A 17055-nucleotide genomic window follows, 5' to 3' on the forward strand; every position below is an offset into this window, starting at 1 on the left:
AAATAGTGCTACATCTTATACCACTCATAATTCTATGTATAGCAATGGGTTGAAGAAGGCTATGTGTAGCATAATTACGAAACGTTATTTATTACCATTGATAATAACAGTGAGTTATTGACACATAAACGAATGGGGGATGTGAATGCTGAAAATAAAGAACAAACGCTGTTTAATCAGATGTTATCTACAATAGGTAAACTTGATGCTAAAAGTTCTGTTGTGATTAATGCTGGCGGAAATTTATCTATTAAGGGTGTTAATGTTTCAGCGGTAAAAGATATCAACTTGACCTCTGCAAAAAACATTGATCTCACTCCCCGTGAATTATCGCCTTCACTGAATAAACTATTTTCCTCATCGCGTTCAGGAGAATTAAGTAGCCGATTAACCGCAGGAAATAATATCAATATTATCAGTGGGGCAGATATCAATGGCAAGGCGGCTCAAATTAACGCCAAAGGTAACACATTATTATCAGCAGGTCGGAATATTAACCTATCCGCACTGGGCTATTCCGCTATTGATAATAAGAACGATAACAATAAAGATGATCGCCATATCGTTGCTGTAGTTAATGGTGGAAAACAGCTTACCTTAGCTGCTAATGGAACGCTGATTACCCAAGGCGCTACATTAAGCTCAGGAGGAAATACAACGATTTCTTCCGGCGGTAATATGCGTTTTGAATCAGTGCAGAATCATTCTTACCGGGAAAAAGGCAGGGAATTCACTGAATCAGTCACACAGCAAGGTACTGTATTGACTAGTGGCGGTATACTAGCTGTTATTTCAAACGGCAGTATTCTTTTCCAAGCCACTAAACTGACTGCCAAAGGTGCAATGGACGTCGCGGCTAAAGGCGGTTATCTGTACGCTCAGGCGATGGAAGAATCTAGCCATTATGAGAAAACAGAAACCAAACGTAAGTGGTATGGCAAAAAGAAAACTATTAAACGTACCCGCCATGATGTTACTAATAAAGTCACTGAATTTACCGCAGGTGGTGATATTAACCTGTTAAGTCGGGATGATAGTACTTACGAAGCCAGTAAAATTGCGACTAATAAAAACGCCAAACTGACCAGCACTCACGGTAAAGTTAATTTTAAGGCGGTAAAAAATACCTCTTTTGAACAGACTATTACCTATTCCAAAGGCTTTTATATTAAGCAAAGGGATAAAGGTTATACCGAAACCCAATGGGTATTACCGCAGATTTTCACTGGTGGAAAACTTACAGTGGAAGCAGCCAACGGTGTTAGTGCTGATATTAAAGCTAAAAATGGTCAGTCATTGCAAAATGTATTAGCCGTATTGGGAAATACGCCAGAAACAGCTTGGTTGAAAGGGCTTCGAGAAAATAAAGATATTCAGTGGAATTTGGTCAAAGACGCTTATGACAGTTGGGATCACAAGAGCCAGCATTTGAATCCAGTAGTTTCTGCGGTAATTGCTATTGCAGCGGCGGCGGCAACCGCAGGCAGTTCTTTAGCGGCATCTGTCGCATCTTATGCGGGTAATAGCGTTGCGGGTGGAGCGTTAACCGCAGGAATGTCATCACTGGCGGCACAGGCGGCCGTTGCTATTGTGGATAATCAGGGGGACATATCCAAAGCGCTAAAAGTATTAGGTAGCAGTGATGCGGTTAAATCAACCATTACCTCAATGGCGATTGGTGGCGCATTGGCCGGATTTGATTCCTACATGGGATGGGATAAAGCGGCTGATGGTACTAAATTAGATCCCACAAAAGCGAAATTACCTCAAATCAACAATGGTGATTGGAACAAAGTCGTCCAACGGGTCGCTGGTCAATCCATTATTAGTTCCAGTCTGAATACTGCCATTAACGGCGGCAGCTTTAAAGATAATTTGACTACTGCTCTGTTGGCTAATATTGGCAGCCAGATTAATGCGGAAGGCGCCAGATTGATTGGTGACAACGGCGAGGTATTGGGCATACCGGGTAAAATGTTAAGCCACGCAGTTGTAGCAGGGGTCAGCGCTGAAATTGGCAGAGGAAATGTTAAAGGCGCAATGGCGGGAGCTTTGGTTGCGGAACTGGCAGGCGTCATGATGGGAGATAATCTCATTAAAGCCGAAGAGTGGCAGAGAACATCTGAACGGCAGGCGCAAATTGCCCGTGTTTTTGGCGGCTTTGCCGGCGCAGTGTTTACCGGTAAAGCTGATGGCGCTTACAGCGGAGCAAGCAGTGCAGAAAACACTTTCCGCTATAACTACTTGGCCCATCATCAACGGGAATTAATGGAAAAAGAGCTTGCTGCCGAGTCCAGTTACCTTAAAAAAGCGCAGATTTTTGCTAAATGGGGTTTGATTAGTAACACTCAAGATGGCTATCTGGCTGCGGGATTTGTATCCGGTATTCCATCAGAACTCTATGATAGTGTGATGGCAATTGTCGGAGCGGTATCTAATCCTTCGGAAGTCATTGAATCGCTTAGAACACTGTTGATTCAGGAGGATATGCCTGGCTTTATCTGGCAGGCAACAAAGGATAGTTATCTCAAGCAGCTTGATATTGTTAAAGCTGAATATGAAAAAGCGGGTTCTGAGGGGGCCTATAATGCGGGTCTGGAAATAGGAAAACTGGTTACTGGAATTGCCAGTATGGTCGGTGGTGGCTTTGGTGCAGTCAAAGGGTCTACATCTGCCACATCTAAATTGTCGAAAGTTATCTCAAAAGATCCGCACCCAACAGTAGACATCCGTCATGTATATCGGGTAGAAAAAGATGGTAGTAAAACCCAGATGGCATGGGGAGAAGGTAACTATAAGCAGGGGTATCCTTTTGAGGATTTTGTTGCTACACAGATGTCTAAAGGTACTCGGCTACCCACAGGATTTAAGACTTTTGATTTTTATGATATCGGAACACGTACAGCCGTTAGTGTTAAAACTATAGATACACGCACACCAGCACGGATAAAGGATCCCAAGCAGATATATACGTCAATGAAAGGGAATATTGATTCAGTGGCGGGTTTTAATAAACACAAAAAAGGAGAGTTTGAAATCACATCTTCGATGATTTCACAGCGTGAAGTTCAGGTTGCTGTGCCAAAAGCTACAACAGTAGACCAATGGGAGCAAATTAATCGCGTGATAGCTTATGGCCTAGAAAAAAATGTTAATGTCAAAATTGTGGTGGTGAAATAATGAATATGAATTTTAAACAAGGGTTAAATGCAAGCGCTATGTTCAACGGGGATTTTTATTCTGTTAAAACTTATTCAGGCAATGGTTTATTGAGAGCGGATCCCTTAGGTAGCAAACATTTACTACAGCCAATTGTATCTGATCAAGAATTAGGAAAGGCTGCACTTGATGCTTTATCAAAAAGTAGAGTAATCCCACTTGATGAATGTGAGGATTATTTTGATCATGATGCAAGTGATGAGCAGTATAAAAATTGGATAACGGAGATGATGAAATCTTATGGCTATCGTTCAAAACGCCGATTATTTAAGAAAATGTTGAGTTGTAGTATTTGCATGCTTGATGGTGAGATAACGATACAACCATCTAGCCATGAAAAATTGGAAGGTTGGTCTGGAGATGGTATTTCTGCAGCTGATTATGTCGTGATTTCGGCAGACAGTTCCCCTGAGGAAATTGGTGCGGCATTACGGCTGGCTTTTTCACGTTGCAGAAGTTATGTTTGACGATAAATGAACAGTTGTTTTTGCACTAAATTGATCATGATCTTTGATTTATAGAGTTAATTAAGGTGGACACGTAGTAGTTATTATGTGTCCGCTAATTATCTCGAAAAGATTCAAATAGTTATTAAATAAGCCTTACTGCTAAAATTACGGTGGTGAAATAATGAATGCAGATTTTAAACAAGGGTTAAATGCAAGAGTTAAATTTAATGGTGATTTCTATTCAGTACAAACCTATTCAGGCAATGGTTTATTGGGAGCAGATCCCTCAGGAAGTAACTATTTATTACAGCCAATTGTATCTGATCAAGAGTTGGGAAAGGCTGTGCTTGATGCTTTATCAAAAAGCAGAGTAATCCCGCTGGATAAGTACGGGGATTATTTTGATCATGATGTAAATGCTGAACAGTATAAAAATTGGATCACCGAGATGATGGGATCTTATAATTACCGTTCAAAACGGCAGTTATTTAAGAAAATGTTAAGCTGTGGTATCTGTATGCTTGATGGTCAAATAACGATCCGACCATCCCGCCATGAGAAATTGGCGGGTTGGTCTGAAGATGGTATTTCTGAAATTGATTATGTCATCATTCCGGCAGACAGTTCTCCTGTGGAAGTTGGTGCTGCATTACGGCTGGCTTTTTCGCGTTGTAGGAGTTATGTTTGATTAAAGAGCCTAAGTTTTATTTCGTAACTGATCATAGCGATATCCATTATATAAAATCATCAGTAAACAGAATATATGGCATTGTCCTGTTAAGAATAAATCTTATGAATAGTAAAACTGGTTTAGTTGATAAAAATGGTAATAAAAAGAAGTTAATAAAGCCTTTTAGATCATTTATTAACTTCCGATATTTTTAATGAGATCATATATATTTTAGTTTTATTTTCCTCTAAAAGCCGATTTATTCATTTTTTATATTGTAAATAATTCTTCATCCTATAATCTTTTAATACTTGGTCGATTACCCAACTGGTTCGTGAGCCTGATTCTCCTGTTGATGGGCAAAGTCCTTTTCCTTGTAATTCATTAATTATTGTATTAATCAATGGCATTTCTATATGTACTGGATTGTCAATATTAAATTGGTGTAATTTATTATTCTGGTCATAATATGAAATAGCTGAATTTCCAAAGGTAGAAAAAGATATTTTTCCTTTATTGCCAATTATTTCAACATTATCATGTCTGGAATTCGATGCAAAATTCCATATTCCTACTCCTTGAATATTGTTTTCAAACATAAATGACATGGATACGCAATCTTCCGCAGAATAAATATTTCCCTGAGAATTTGCATGCCCTTTAACAGAAATAATTCTTCCTAAAAGAAAGTCTAATATATCAAGAGTATGACATGCTAAATCAACAAATAACCCACCACCGGAAATTTCGGGCTTAACAACCCAAGGTAAATGATGAGGATCTTGGTAACATTGCTCTATCTCTCTATGAAGTATACAGTTTACTATCCTTGGTGTCCCTATCGCGCCTGACTCAATTAATTCTTTGATCTTTAAAAATCTTGGCAATGCTCTTCTGTAATAAGCTACAAATAAGGGAACATTTTGGGATTTACAAGTCTCGATCATCTCATTACATTCTTCGAATGTTAATGCCATAGGTTTTTCTACATATATTGCTTTACCAGCTTTAGCCGCTAAAATGGTATATTCTTTATGTGTAGAGGGCGGTGTTGCAATATATACTGCATCAATGTCTTTGTCATTAATCAGTGAATTAGCGTCAGAATACCATTTAGGGACATTATGTCTCTTAGCAAAATCCTCTGCTAAATTAGCGTTGCGCCGCATTACTGCAACTAATTCAGAATTATCTAATTTATAAAAGGCAGGGCCGCTTTTTACTTCAGTAACATCACCGCAACCAATAATGCCCCATTTTATTGTTTTTTTCATTTTATTTTCCCAATATGTTTATATCGAATTCTTTCTTAATAAAATCTTGGTGAAGATTATAATAATATTCTGATTTATCCCATTTTTTTCGTTCCAATACATGATTATATAACATGTTTTTTACTTCTAAATCAAGCGAGTTAATATAATCTTCATCAAATTTTTTATAATCCATTACACCGAAGTGACATGTGGGTTCACATCTATTAGTATGGTAACCCAATTGTATTGTTGCGCGATTATGTTTCAGTATGCCACCATATCCTCTATGTATTGCCAAGTTATTATAAAAGATAGCTTCTCCTGGATTTAGTATGATTTTCTCACCGATATTAATGTCAGGCGATTTCATTGGGGCTATTTTTTTTGAACCAGAAAATAATGCTTTTTCTATATTATTAAAATTACGAATATGACTACCTTTTACAAACCATAAACATTCATCTTTATATAACGGTATGTTTATTTGAATATTATTATGGAAATGCTTATCTGAATACCATGAGTCGAGAATTTCTTCATCAGGAATTTGTATTACATCACGATGCCAGCCTTGACGGTAGTCACCCCCTTTATTTGCGTAGAATAATGAAGCACCATCAAGTATGATGTCTCCACCTTTTAATAAATGGCTACAAATCTCAATAATTTTATTATTATTAATAATTGATTGAATTCCCTTAATTGCCATTTTGGGTTGAATAAATTGAATATTAAACATCTTATCATTATTTTGTTTGATATGATTATGTATTATATTTAAGTATAGATCAATTTTAGATGCTGATAAGATAGGTTTAATAATATATCCATCTTTATTAAATTGTAATAATTCATCTTTATTTAGCATATTTACTAACCTTAAGTAATTAAAATTATTTTTATATTGAGAAATAATTTTCTGGAGTATGATTATTGAGGAGTTTAATAATGATTTTTATTATTCTTTTTTTTCCGGTCTTTATATCTAAACACATTGTTTGTCTATGAATTTTTAATCTGGTTTCATAATCAAATATTTTTATAATAGAATTTATAAAAACATCATCAGAAATATCATTATGTAAACCTAATTTGAAAAAACCTACTGTATTAGAAAAATAATGCAAATTTTCTCGTTTATTTGCAGAAATTGATATAGATGGAATACCTAATGCGGCTAGTTCATATACTGTTCTTCCATTAGAACTGATTGCAATATCAGCAGCCAACATATGTTGGGACATACCGGTCTTAATATTATTTATCCATTGAATATTTTTATAATTTCCAAAATTTAAGAAAGAACTTAATTCTTGGATAAAAGGATAAGCCGGTCCTGTAATAACTTTTACTATAATATCTTGGAAGAAATTACATGTGGATAGTAACTTCAAAAATCGTAAAGTTAGATTGTTTGGATCTTCTCCTCCAAAAGATAATAATATAGATTTTACCCTTTTATTTATTTTTATTCTATTTGATGAAATAAATTCGTCTCGTAGATCAATATAATTATGTCCATAAAGGACATGAGGATATCTTCCTGAAGAATAAATAGCATTTATAGTAAGATCTGTTTTCTTTACACCACTCCCAGTATCTTCAAATGTAATGATTTTTTTGCCTAAATTTTTTATGGTATTAATATAACTTTCATCAGTGTCTAATGTGTCATTTATCACTAAGTTTGGATTTATTTTTTTGACATATTGGTAAATGGGTATATTCCTATTTTGTAGGGTAAGTTTTATATCTAAAGATTTTAAATAATTAAAAGCGTTTATACTTTCATGAGTGCATAAAACATATACATCGTTATTCTTTAAACTTTTGCTTAAATCAGCCACCCTAAAAGTATGTCCCATTCCGATTCCAGGATAGCCAGCAACTATAAATAGTATTCTTTTTCTCATTTTGTACTTTTTTTAGATATTAGAGGATTATAATCATTAATTAGTTTACGATAAACAGTGTGAAGCATAAGTTGATTTTTTTTCTGAATACAATGTTTTTATTTAAAAATAACTATTTTTAGTTATTTTATGTTTACATGGCTCCTATTAAATTCTCCTTTCCTTCAAATATGGGAGAGTATTAGGAGATCACATTTGGAAAGCTTTTCTTCTGCTGGTACTGATATTTTTCCTGCCAATACACCAATTGGTCTGAGTTTCTTTGAGGATTCGCCAAATACGACGATTGGTTTTTTCTCAGGTGAAAAATGAGTGGTTTTAGGGTGTTTAGACACAGCTTTCATATATTCTCCCATAATTAAATACCTGACTTAATTTCAATAAATTTCTTGAGAAATGTTAATTTAGATAAGTTTAATAGATATAGAAACTTTATTTATCAGGCATTTTCCTGATAGAGATTTAGGTAATAATAGCAGATTCATTTATTATTAATTTTCATCCTGAATATCATCTGTGAATTATTCAACCTACGGATAATATTGGAAATGAAATTATAGCCAAATGGGTAAATGTTAAAATTGATTAAAAAGAAGTTAATAGAGGCTTTTAGTTCATATATTAACATCCGAGGTAGATTGATATAGTCAATGCTAGCTTGATGAAATGTGATTTAGTGGGCTTTTCGGTCAGAATATTTTTTTGTCACCAGAAATTTGGTGAATTGATCATCAAATCCACAACATTTATAATCAATACATATCAACATTGAAGGTGGTGAGGATATGAAGAGACAAGTGAAAACAATGGCTCTCCCAGCGATGACAGCGGCGTTATTGGCGTCTCTGGCTCCTGTTCCGGCTAAAAGTACCGTTCTACCGATGACGGTCGTTGAAATACAAAAATCGGCAGGTTTGATATCTACATTGACATTTAACCTGAAAGATGAACAGGTTTTTCTGCCTTTGTCAGAGGCAACTGCTTACTTGCAAAGTTTGAATGAGTACACGCGAAAGTCGTTATCTGAAGCTATCGCTCATCGTGTTGCTAAGGGGAGTGGTGAATTGTTTTCAAATTCAGTACGCATAAGAAAATTAGCCAATGACAACATTGAATATTGCATGAGGATAAAAGAGGCAATACGTATCGTTCTGTCATCTGATAATCTGAGTAAGAATTTTCCAGATCCGTCTCAGCGAGAAATATTTCGGGTGAATATTGTGAAGTTCGGTCGAGCAATAGCGAACTCTGAATATACTGCGTGTGATATTCTTTCGGCTATTGAACAAAGCCTGCCTCCGACAAAGACACATCATCCTGATAATTTACCTACTTCTAGAGAAGTTAAATTGATGATATTAGCAGAACATAAAAACCTTGGTCTGTCAGAGCCGGAATTTTTATAATGGGAGTCAGTGTTACTGTTCATAAAGATGTTGAATTTCATGAGGTTGCAATAGTTTATGCAAAGTTGTTAGAGCATTGGAAAAGGACGGCGTTATTACCTTCTGTATTTGGCCGGGATGGTCAATGGGAACATAATAGCAGAACCTTAGATTCAAATATCTATAAATTGCATATTAGGATGCCAGATGAAATACCGTGGGAAAAATATAAGCCACAGATTGATCGATGTTCGGATAATTATTTAGTGTATGTGCAGCATTGGATGGATAGTAAGAGTTTTCAGGTGATAAGTATTATGAGCCCAAAGGCTCACGAATTAGCAAAGACGTCATTTCTTACAGAGCTAGAGCGTAGGGCTGAGGAGTTCCATTCCATCTAAATTACTATATAACCTGCTGTTAATAAATTAAAAGCCCTTATAAATTCGGAGATTCTTTGTCCATGCTATCAGGGTGTGGATATTCGTATTCATTATTAAGCGTTAGTTTTTAAGATAAATACTAAAGCTCAATCTCAATATCACTGAGTGGATGACAGCAGCAAGGTAAAATCTCGCCTTCATTAACAAAAGCCAAAGGTTTGCGTCGATAGCCGACTTTGCCTTTTATCAATCTGACACGGCAAGAGCCGCAATAACCTTCACGGCATTGGTATTCGGCTTGAATTTTACCTTGTTCCAGTGCTTCTAGCAGACTGTTATGCAGTTCGGGAGAGCTGTCAATATGATAACCCTGCATACCATGCAGGGTTACTTTATAGCTTGTCATCAGAGTTCAAAATCACTCAGGTCGTCAGGGTTAACCTCAGCATCAATCTGACCAACCAGATATGAGCTAACTTCAACTTCCTGCGGTGCTACTTGAACGTTGTCAGACACCAACCAAGCGTTAATCCACGGAATTGGGTTAGAGCGCGTTTCAAATGGCAGTTTCAACCCGACAGCCTGCATGCGGATGTTAGTGATGTACTCAACATATTGACACAGAATATCTTTGTTCAAACCAATCATGGAACCTTCGCTGAACAGGTAATCTGCCCACTCTTTTTCTTGTTCCGCCGCCTGAACAAACAGGTCATAACACTGTTGTTCACACTCTTTGGCGATTTCTGCCATTTCTGGATCGTCCTGACCAGAGCGCAACAGATTCAGCATATGTTGTGTGCCGGTCAGATGTAGTGCTTCGTCACGGGCGATCAATTTGATGATTTTCGCGTTACCTTCCATCAATTCGCGTTCTGCAAAGGCAAATGAACAGGCAAAACTGACGTAAAAGCGGATCGCTTCCAGCGCGTTAACGCTCATCAGGCACAGGTACAGTTGCTTTTTCAGTTCACGCAGACTAACCGTGATGGTTTTTCCGGCAATCTGATGTGTCCCTTCACCAAATAGCTGGTAGTGATTAGTCATCTCAATCAGATCATCGTAATAAGCGGAAATATCTTTCGCCCGTTTCAGAATCTCTTCATTGGTGACAATATCATCAAACACAACCGCCGGATCATTAACGATATTCCGAATGATGTGAGTGTAGGAACGTGAATGAATCGTTTCAGAAAAAGACCAAGTTTCGACCCAAGTTTCCAGCTCAGGGATGGAGATCAAGGGCAGAAAAGCCACGTTCGGGCTGCGGCCCTGAATAGAGTCCAGCAGCGTTTGATATTTTAAGTTACTGATAAAAATATGCTTTTCATGGTCAGGCAGCGCATTGTAGTCAATGCGGTCGCGAGACACGTCAACTTCTTCCGGGCGCCAGAAGAAAGAGAGCTGTTTTTCGATCAATTTCTCGAAAATCGGATACTTTTGCTGGTCATAACGGGCTACGTTTACCGGCTGACCAAAAAACATCGGTTCTTGTAACTGGTCGTTTTTTACTTGTGAAAAAGTGGTATAGGCCATAACTTCCTCAAATTAAATCTTACACGCGCCGCCTTCACAATCGGAATCAGCAGATTCCACGACTTCTTCCAGGTCATCCTGAACGTCTTCCGCGCCATCACGGGTATTGTGGTAATACAGGGTTTTCACACCGTATTTGTAAGCGAGCAGCAAATCTTTCAGCAGTTGATTCATCGGCACTTTTCCACTTGGGAAATGTGTCGGATCATAGTTGGTGTTGGCAGAGATCGACTGATCGATAAATTTCTGCATGATACCAACCAACTGCAAGTAGCCATCATTGCCGGGCATTTGCCATAAGAGTTCATAAGCCCCTTTCAAACGCTCATATTCCGGAACAACTTGGCGTAAAATGCCATCTTTTGATGCTTTAATGCTGATGTAGCCACGAGGCGGCTCAATGCCGTTGGTGGCGTTAGAGATCTGTGAAGAGGTCTCTGACGGCATCAAAGAAGATAAGGTTGAGTTGCGCAGACCATGTTGTTTGATCTCGTTGCGCAATGTTTCCCAGTCATAGCGCAGCGGTTCATTGGTCAATGCGTCCAGCGCTTTTTTATAGGTATCGATAGGTAGGATACCTTTAGAATAGGTGGTCTCTTTAAACCACGGGCAAGCGCCTTGCTCTTTCGCCAGTTCATTAGAGGCTTTCAACAGGTAATACTGGATCGCTTCAAATGTTTTGTGAGTCAGGTTGTTCGCGCTGCCATCGGAATAACGTACACCGTGTTTCGCCAGATAGTAAGCATAGTTGATAACACCAATGCCTAATGTACGGCGACCCATTGCCCCTTGTTTGGCGGCAAGGATAGGGTAGTCCTGATAATCGAGCAGGGCGTCAAGGGCACGAACCGCCAGAATAGCCAGCTCTTCCAGCTCATCAAGATTTTCAATGGCCCCCAGGTTGAATGCGGACAAGGTACACAGCGCGATTTCACCATTTTTATCATTGATATCATTCAATGGCTTGGTTGGCAGCGCAATTTCCAGACACAGATTTGATTGGCGCACCGGGGCGACCAAAGGATCAAATGGGCTGTGCGTGTTGCAGTGATCTACGTTCTGAATATAGATACGGCCGGTAGAAGCACGTTCCTGCATCATCAGGGAGAAGAGCTCAACCGCTTTCAGACGTTGCTGACGGATATTACTGTCTTGCTCATATTTGGTGTACAAGCGTTCAAATTCATCCTGATCGGCAAAGAAAGCGTCATATAGCCCTGGAACGTCGGATGGGCTGAACAGGGTGATCTCTTCACCTTTGATCAGGCGTTCGTACATTAGTTTGTTAAGTTGTACGCCATAGTCCATGTGACGAACACGGTTCCCTTCAACGCCACGGTTGTTTTTCAATACCAGCAGGCTTTCAACTTCCAGATGCCACAATGGATAGAATAGTGTAGCGGCGCCGCCACGAACGCCCCCTTGCGAGCAGGATTTTACCGCAGTCTGGAAATGTTTATAAAAAGGAATACAGCCGGTATGGAAAGCTTCACCATTACGGATTGGGCTTCCCAAGGCGCGAATACGGCCTGCATTGATTCCAATACCGGCGCGTTGAGAAACATATTTCACAATGGCGCTAGAGGTCGCATTAATGGAATCCAGGCTATCGTCACATTCAATCAACACGCAGGAGCTGAATTGACGGGTAGGGGTGCGTACGCCAGCCATGATCGGGGTTGGCAGAGAAATTTTAAATGTCGAAGCCGCATCGTAAAAACGGCGAATATAGTCCAGACGCGTCTCTTTCGGATAACCGGAGAACAGGCAAGCCGCCACCAGAATATAGAGGAATTGGGCGCTTTCATAAATTTCACCGGTAACGCGATTCTGAACCAGGTATTTACCTTCAAGCTGTTTGACCGCAGCATAGGAAAAGTTCATATCACGCCAATGGTCAATAAAATCGTCCATTTGCTCGAATTCTTCTTTCGAGTAGTCTGCGAGCAAATGCTTGTCATATTTGCCCATTTCCACCATACGGGATACATGATCATAGAGTGCTGGAGGCTCGAATTGACCATAAGCTTTTTTACGCAGGTTGAAAATTGCCAGGCGGGCGGCCAGATACTGATAGTCAGGCGCATCGCCGGAGATAAGATCAGCGGCGGCTTTGATCATCGTCTCATGAATATCTGAGGTTTTGATACCATCGTAAAATTGGATTTGGGACCGCAGTTCTACTTGTGATACCGAGACATTTTTCAGCCCATCGGCTGCCCAGTTAACAACCCGGTGGATTTTCTCAAGGTCAATTCGTTCTTTGTGGCCATCACGCTTTGTTACTAGCAGACTATGGTTCATGGACAGGCATACCTTACATTTACTTTCAGATTCGTTCCCACCTGCTTTGTGTCTTTGCTTAGACCAAAACATAACCCTCTCAGTGGCGAAGAAACCCACGAGAGAGTAGTGGTAATGGAATGTTAAGGAACACAATATGTAGGGGGTACACTAAATAATGACAACAAGATAATGTTAAAAGCGGCTTTTATCAAGTGCACAAAAATACGGATTCTTGTGGATAACTTGAGGACTAAAATTTATTAAAAAGCCGGAAGCCTGCATCATTACTAGCGGTTGCTCTGACAGAAACACCGGCGAAAATGAGTAAAAAAATTCCTGAAAATATGATTCATTTGCCGATTTATTAATCTGTCAGATGAATATGTCAGACATACCTGGTGTGTAACATATAATTGACGTCTACATTGTGACCAAGGCTAAATTTATCCGTCAGCAGGTTGTAATGCAGGCCGATAATATGCTGTTCTTGTAGAGGTGTGCTGTCAATCCAGCCTATCAACTCTGACGGGCGGATAAATTTCTTCACGTCATGAGTTCCTTTTGGCACCATTTTCAGAATGTATTCCGCGCCGATTACCGCCATAAGCCAGGCTTTTTTGTTGCGGTTAATGGTAGAAAAAAAGGCGTGCCCGCCGGGTTTCACTAACTGAGCGCAAGCACGGACGACCGATTGTGGGTCCGGGACATGTTCCAGCATTTCCATACAGGTGACGATATCATAAGCTTGTGGATATTTTTCAGCGTGGCTTTCTACGGTTTCCTGTACATAAGTCACGGGGATACCTGTTTCAAGGGCGTGCAGTCTGGCAACTTCAAGTGGTTCCGTACCCATATCCAGCCCGGTCGCTTCTGCCCCTTCACGGGCCATACTTTCTGACAAAATACCGCCGCCACAGCCCACATCCAAGACTTTTTTACCGAAAATGCCGCCAGAACGTTGCAAAATATAATTCAAGCGTAGCGGGTTAATTCGGTGCAGCGGCTGAAATTCACCCTCCAAATCCCACCAGCGAGAAGCAATCGCTTCAAATTTCTCTATTTCCTGTTGATCAACATTGTTTGGGGTGGAAGGGGTTTTGATGTTCATCAGCGGTTGTCGCTCCTTAAACTTTCTTAAAACAGGCGGATTCACTCCGTTCTGAGCAGGGTTTACTCAGTTGTGAGATAGTATACACGGCTTAATTTTTAAATACCCGTATCTGATTTTTATAAAACTGTTGGTTTGTGGTATAGTTCTAAACCTTTGAATTCGGAATGTATGAGGGATAGTGGGCTCCATGAGCGACATTGCCAGAGAAATCACCCCGGTCAATATCGAAGAAGAGCTGAAAAGCTCATATCTGGATTATGCGATGTCTGTTATTGTCGGGCGCGCGCTACCAGATGTTCGAGACGGACTAAAGCCGGTACACCGCCGCGTACTTTATGCCATGAGTGTACTGGGAAATGATTGGAATAAACCCTACAAGAAGTCTGCCCGTGTTGTCGGGGACGTCATCGGTAAATACCACCCACATGGGGATAGCGCAGTCTACGATACGATTGTTCGTATGGCTCAGCCGTTTTCCCTGCGCTATATGTTGGTTGATGGTCAGGGTAACTTTGGTTCAGTCGATGGAGACTCAGCCGCCGCTATGCGTTACACCGAAGTACGTATGGCGAAAGTCGCCCATGAGTTGCTGGCGGATCTGGAGAAAGAGACTGTCGATTTTGTGCCAAACTATGATGGTACAGAGCAGATCCCGGAAGTGATGCCGACCAGAGTGCCAAACCTGCTGATCAACGGCTCTTCTGGTATCGCGGTGGGTATGGCGACTAACATTCCTCCTCATAACTTATCCGAAGTTATTGATGGTTGTCTGGCTTATATTGAAGATGAAAACATCAGCATTGAAGGGCTGATGCAGTATATTCCCGGCCCGGATTTCCCTACTGCCGCGATTATTAATGGTCGTCGCGGTATTCAGGAGGCTTATCGGACTGGCCGCGGTAAAATTTATATCCGCGCCCGTGCGGAAATCGAAGTTGATGAGAAGAATGGCCGTGAAACGATTTTAGTGCACGAAATTCCTTATCAAGTCAACAAAGCCCGCCTGATTGAAAAAATTGCCGAATTGGTGAAAGAAAAACGCATCGAAGGGATCAGTGCGCTGCGTGACGAATCCGATAAAGACGGCATGCGGATCGTAATTGAAGTGAAGCGGGATGCGGTGGGGGAAGTGGTTCTGAATAACCTCTACTCCCTGACTCAGCTTCAAGTCTCTTTTGGCATCAACATGGTGGCCCTGCATCAGGGGCAGCCGAAGCTGCTGAATCTAAAAGATATTATTTCGGCGTTCGTATGCCACCGCCGTGAAGTGGTCACTCGTCGTACCATCTTTGAATTACGCAAAGCCCGTGAACGCGCCCATATTCTTGAGGCATTAGCTGTCGCACTGGCGAATATCGATCCTATCATCGAACTTATCCGTCTTGCTCCGACACCCGCCGAGGCAAAAGCCGCATTGGTTGCTAAGCCGTGGGAATTAGGCAGTGTTGCCGCCATGCTGGAGCGTGCCGGTGATGACGCCGCCCGTCCTGAATGGCTGGAACCACAATATGGTGTACATGACGGTAAATATTATCTGACCGAACAACAAGCTCAAGCCATTCTGGATCTGCGTTTACAGAAACTGACCGGCTTGGAGCATGAAAAACTGTTGGATGAATATCGTGAATTGCTGACATTAATCGGCGAGTTGCTATTCATTCTGGAAAATCCTGAGCGCTTGATGGAAGTGATCCGTGAAGAGTTGTTGGCGATTAAAGCGCAATATAGCGATGCCCGCCGTACTGAAATCACGGAAAATACGGCTGATATTAATATTGAAGATTTGATTAATCAGGAAGATGTTGTTGTCACGCTGTCACATCAAGGGTATGTCAAATATCAGCCGTTATCTGACTATGAAGCGCAGCGCCGTGGTGGTAAAGGTAAATCCGCAGCGCGTATTAAAGAAGAAGATTTTATTGACAAGTTGTTGGTTGCCAATACTCACGATACGATCCTCTGCTTCTCCAGCCGCGGCCGCCTGTACTGGATGAAGGTTTATCAATTACCGGAGGCTAGCCGTGGGGCCCGTGGTCGTCCGATTGTCAACCTGTTGCCGTTAGAGCAAAATGAGCGAATTACGGCGATTCTGCCGGTGCGTGAATATGAAGAAGGGTTGTATGTCTTCATGGCTACTGCCAGTGGGACCGTGAAGAAAACCGCGTTGCAAGATTTCAGCCGTCCGCGCAGTGCCGGTATTCTCGCCGTTAATCTCAATGAAGGTGATGAGCTGATCGGCGTTGACCTGACTGACGGTAATAACGAAGTTATGTTGTTCTCCGCGGAAGGGAAGGTTGTTCGTTTTGAAGAGGAAGCGGTTCGTTCAATGGGGCGTACAGCGACCGGTGTACGTGGTATCAAACTAAATGGTGAAGATAAAGTGGTTTCTCTGATTATCCCGCGTGGAGAAGGAGAAATTCTGACTGTCACTGAAAACGGTTATGGTAAGCGTACCGCTGAAAACGAGTATCCAATTAAATCCCGTGCGACACAGGGGGTTATCTCGATTAAAGTCAGCGAACGTAATGGTAATGTGATTGGTGCGATTCAGGTTGAACCGACCGATCAGATAATGATGATTACTGATGCCGGCACGTTAGTGCGTACAAGGGTATCGGAAGTCAGCGTTGTTGGCCGCAATACTCAAGGTGTAACACTTATTCGTACCGCTGAAGATGAGAAAGTTGTCGGTTTACAGCGGGTTGCTGAGCCGGAAGATGATGAAGATGGGCTGGCGGCAGAAGGGGAAGAATCGAAAAGCGATAACACCGATTTACCCGATGCTAACAGCAGCGAGTCAGTTGATCCGGTTTAAGTGAAGATATTTTTACTTAATTAAGAAACAGG

14 protein-coding genes are annotated in these 17055 nt (G+C 40.7%); 6 read left to right on the top strand and 8 right to left on the bottom strand.

All coding sequences use genetic code 11. From position 1 onward, the window contains the following. Nucleotides 1–117 precede the first annotated feature (117 nt). The 3 genes from EAE92_RS12355 to EAE92_RS12365 all read left to right on the top strand — a co-directional run bounded on the left by EAE92_RS12355 (nucleotide 118) and on the right by EAE92_RS12365 (nucleotide 4356). Nucleotides 118–3180: a DUF637 domain-containing protein gene (locus tag EAE92_RS12355; protein WP_246545162.1), complete on the top strand. Its 3063-nt coding sequence runs from the start codon at nucleotides 118–120 to the stop codon at nucleotides 3178–3180. Continuing rightward, nucleotides 3180–3686 (top strand): contact-dependent growth inhibition system immunity protein, encoded by a 507-nt coding sequence (locus EAE92_RS12360; protein WP_214068293.1) that lies wholly within the window; start codon nucleotides 3180–3182, stop codon nucleotides 3684–3686. Before EAE92_RS12355 ends, EAE92_RS12360 begins: the two co-directional genes overlap by 1 nt. 163 nt (nucleotides 3687–3849) lie before the next feature. Next, nucleotides 3850–4356 carry a contact-dependent growth inhibition system immunity protein gene (locus tag EAE92_RS12365; RefSeq protein ID WP_214068294.1) on the top strand — a complete coding sequence of 169 codons (507 nt, stop codon included), beginning with the start codon at nucleotides 3850–3852 and terminating at the stop codon, nucleotides 4354–4356. A 245-nt stretch (nucleotides 4357–4601) separates the two neighbouring features. Here EAE92_RS12365 and EAE92_RS12370 read toward each other — a convergent pair whose 3' ends face one another. The 4 genes from EAE92_RS12370 to EAE92_RS12385 all read right to left on the bottom strand — a co-directional run bounded on the left by EAE92_RS12370 (nucleotide 4602) and on the right by EAE92_RS12385 (nucleotide 7851). Then, nucleotides 4602–5612: a Gfo/Idh/MocA family protein gene (locus tag EAE92_RS12370; protein WP_214068295.1), complete on the bottom strand. Its 1011-nt coding sequence runs from the start codon at nucleotides 5610–5612 to the stop codon at nucleotides 4602–4604. A 1-nt stretch (nucleotide 5613) separates the two neighbouring features. Then, on the bottom strand, nucleotides 5614–6462 hold the full coding sequence (locus EAE92_RS12375; protein ID WP_214068296.1) for a phytanoyl-CoA dioxygenase family protein: 849 nt from the start codon (nucleotides 6460–6462) through the stop codon (nucleotides 5614–5616). Between the two features lie 31 nt (nucleotides 6463–6493). After that, nucleotides 6494–7507: a PseG/SpsG family protein gene (locus EAE92_RS12380; RefSeq protein WP_214068297.1), complete on the bottom strand. Its 1014-nt coding sequence runs from the start codon at nucleotides 7505–7507 to the stop codon at nucleotides 6494–6496. 164 nt (nucleotides 7508–7671) lie between these two features. Beyond that, nucleotides 7672–7851 (bottom strand): hypothetical protein, encoded by a 180-nt coding sequence (locus tag EAE92_RS12385; protein WP_214068298.1) that lies wholly within the window; start codon nucleotides 7849–7851, stop codon nucleotides 7672–7674. A 441-nt stretch (nucleotides 7852–8292) separates the two neighbouring features. Between EAE92_RS12385 and EAE92_RS12390 the strand changes: the two genes are divergently transcribed. Continuing rightward, entirely contained in the window at nucleotides 8293–8913 is a 621-nt protein-coding gene (locus EAE92_RS12390) for a hypothetical protein (RefSeq protein WP_065389823.1), read from the top strand. Next, a complete protein-coding gene (locus tag EAE92_RS12395) occupies nucleotides 8913–9293 on the top strand; it encodes a type II toxin-antitoxin system YafO family toxin (protein WP_110087293.1) in 381 nt (126 codons plus the stop codon). Before EAE92_RS12390 ends, EAE92_RS12395 begins: the two co-directional genes overlap by 1 nt. A gap of 121 nt (nucleotides 9294–9414) precedes the next feature. Here the strand turns inward: EAE92_RS12395 and yfaE are convergent, their stop codons facing one another. The 4 genes from yfaE to ubiG all read right to left on the bottom strand — a co-directional run bounded on the left by yfaE (nucleotide 9415) and on the right by ubiG (nucleotide 14205). Then, nucleotides 9415–9681 carry a class I ribonucleotide reductase maintenance protein YfaE gene (gene yfaE, locus EAE92_RS12400; protein ID WP_065389825.1) on the bottom strand — a complete coding sequence of 89 codons (267 nt, stop codon included), beginning with the start codon at nucleotides 9679–9681 and terminating at the stop codon, nucleotides 9415–9417. Beyond that, a complete protein-coding gene (gene nrdB, locus EAE92_RS12405; protein WP_036781046.1) occupies nucleotides 9681–10811 on the bottom strand; it encodes a class Ia ribonucleoside-diphosphate reductase subunit beta in 1131 nt (376 codons plus the stop codon). Before nrdB ends, yfaE begins: the two co-directional genes overlap by 1 nt. Nucleotides 10812–10823: 12 nt before the next feature. Next, nucleotides 10824–13115 carry a class 1a ribonucleoside-diphosphate reductase subunit alpha gene (nrdA, locus tag EAE92_RS12410; RefSeq protein WP_214068299.1) on the bottom strand — a complete coding sequence of 764 codons (2292 nt, stop codon included), beginning with the start codon at nucleotides 13113–13115 and terminating at the stop codon, nucleotides 10824–10826. Nucleotides 13116–13482: 367 nt separating this feature from the next. Next, nucleotides 13483–14205 (bottom strand): bifunctional 2-polyprenyl-6-hydroxyphenol methylase/3-demethylubiquinol 3-O-methyltransferase UbiG, encoded by a 723-nt coding sequence (gene ubiG, locus EAE92_RS12415; RefSeq protein WP_214068300.1) that lies wholly within the window; start codon nucleotides 14203–14205, stop codon nucleotides 13483–13485. Between the two features lie 190 nt (nucleotides 14206–14395). Between ubiG and gyrA the strand changes: the two genes are divergently transcribed. Next, nucleotides 14396–17023 (top strand): DNA topoisomerase (ATP-hydrolyzing) subunit A, encoded by a 2628-nt coding sequence (gyrA, locus tag EAE92_RS12420; RefSeq protein ID WP_214068301.1) that lies wholly within the window; start codon nucleotides 14396–14398, stop codon nucleotides 17021–17023. Nucleotides 17024–17055 lie beyond the last annotated feature (32 nt).

The sequence above is a fragment of the Photorhabdus hainanensis genome, from assembly GCF_018448965.1.
Lineage (GTDB): Bacteria > Pseudomonadota > Gammaproteobacteria > Enterobacterales > Enterobacteriaceae > Photorhabdus > Photorhabdus akhurstii.

Excerpts from the sequence above, each read along its gene's own strand:
- EAE92_RS12360 (WP_214068293.1), top strand. The coding sequence starts at position 3,180 with ATGAATATGAATTTTAAACAAGGGTTAAATGCAAGCGCTATGTTCAAC.
- EAE92_RS12365 (WP_214068294.1), top strand. The coding sequence starts at position 3,850 with ATGAATGCAGATTTTAAACAAGGGTTAAATGCAAGAGTTAAATTTAAT.
- EAE92_RS12370 (WP_214068295.1), bottom strand. The coding sequence starts at position 5,612 with ATGAAAAAAACAATAAAATGGGGCATTATTGGTTGCGGTGATGTTACT.
- EAE92_RS12375 (WP_214068296.1), bottom strand. The coding sequence starts at position 6,462 with ATGCTAAATAAAGATGAATTATTACAATTTAATAAAGATGGATATATT.
- EAE92_RS12380 (WP_214068297.1), bottom strand. The coding sequence starts at position 7,507 with ATGAGAAAAAGAATACTATTTATAGTTGCTGGCTATCCTGGAATCGGA.
- EAE92_RS12385 (WP_214068298.1), bottom strand. The coding sequence starts at position 7,851 with ATGAAAGCTGTGTCTAAACACCCTAAAACCACTCATTTTTCACCTGAG.
- EAE92_RS12390 (WP_065389823.1), top strand. The coding sequence starts at position 8,293 with ATGAAGAGACAAGTGAAAACAATGGCTCTCCCAGCGATGACAGCGGCG.
- EAE92_RS12395 (WP_110087293.1), top strand. The coding sequence starts at position 8,913 with ATGGGAGTCAGTGTTACTGTTCATAAAGATGTTGAATTTCATGAGGTT.
- yfaE (WP_065389825.1), bottom strand. The coding sequence starts at position 9,681 with ATGACAAGCTATAAAGTAACCCTGCATGGTATGCAGGGTTATCATATT.
- nrdB (WP_036781046.1), bottom strand. The coding sequence starts at position 10,811 with ATGGCCTATACCACTTTTTCACAAGTAAAAAACGACCAGTTACAAGAA.
- nrdA (WP_214068299.1), bottom strand. The coding sequence starts at position 13,115 with ATGAACCATAGTCTGCTAGTAACAAAGCGTGATGGCCACAAAGAACGA.
- ubiG (WP_214068300.1), bottom strand. The coding sequence starts at position 14,205 with ATGAACATCAAAACCCCTTCCACCCCAAACAATGTTGATCAACAGGAA.
- gyrA (WP_214068301.1), top strand. The coding sequence starts at position 14,396 with ATGAGCGACATTGCCAGAGAAATCACCCCGGTCAATATCGAAGAAGAG.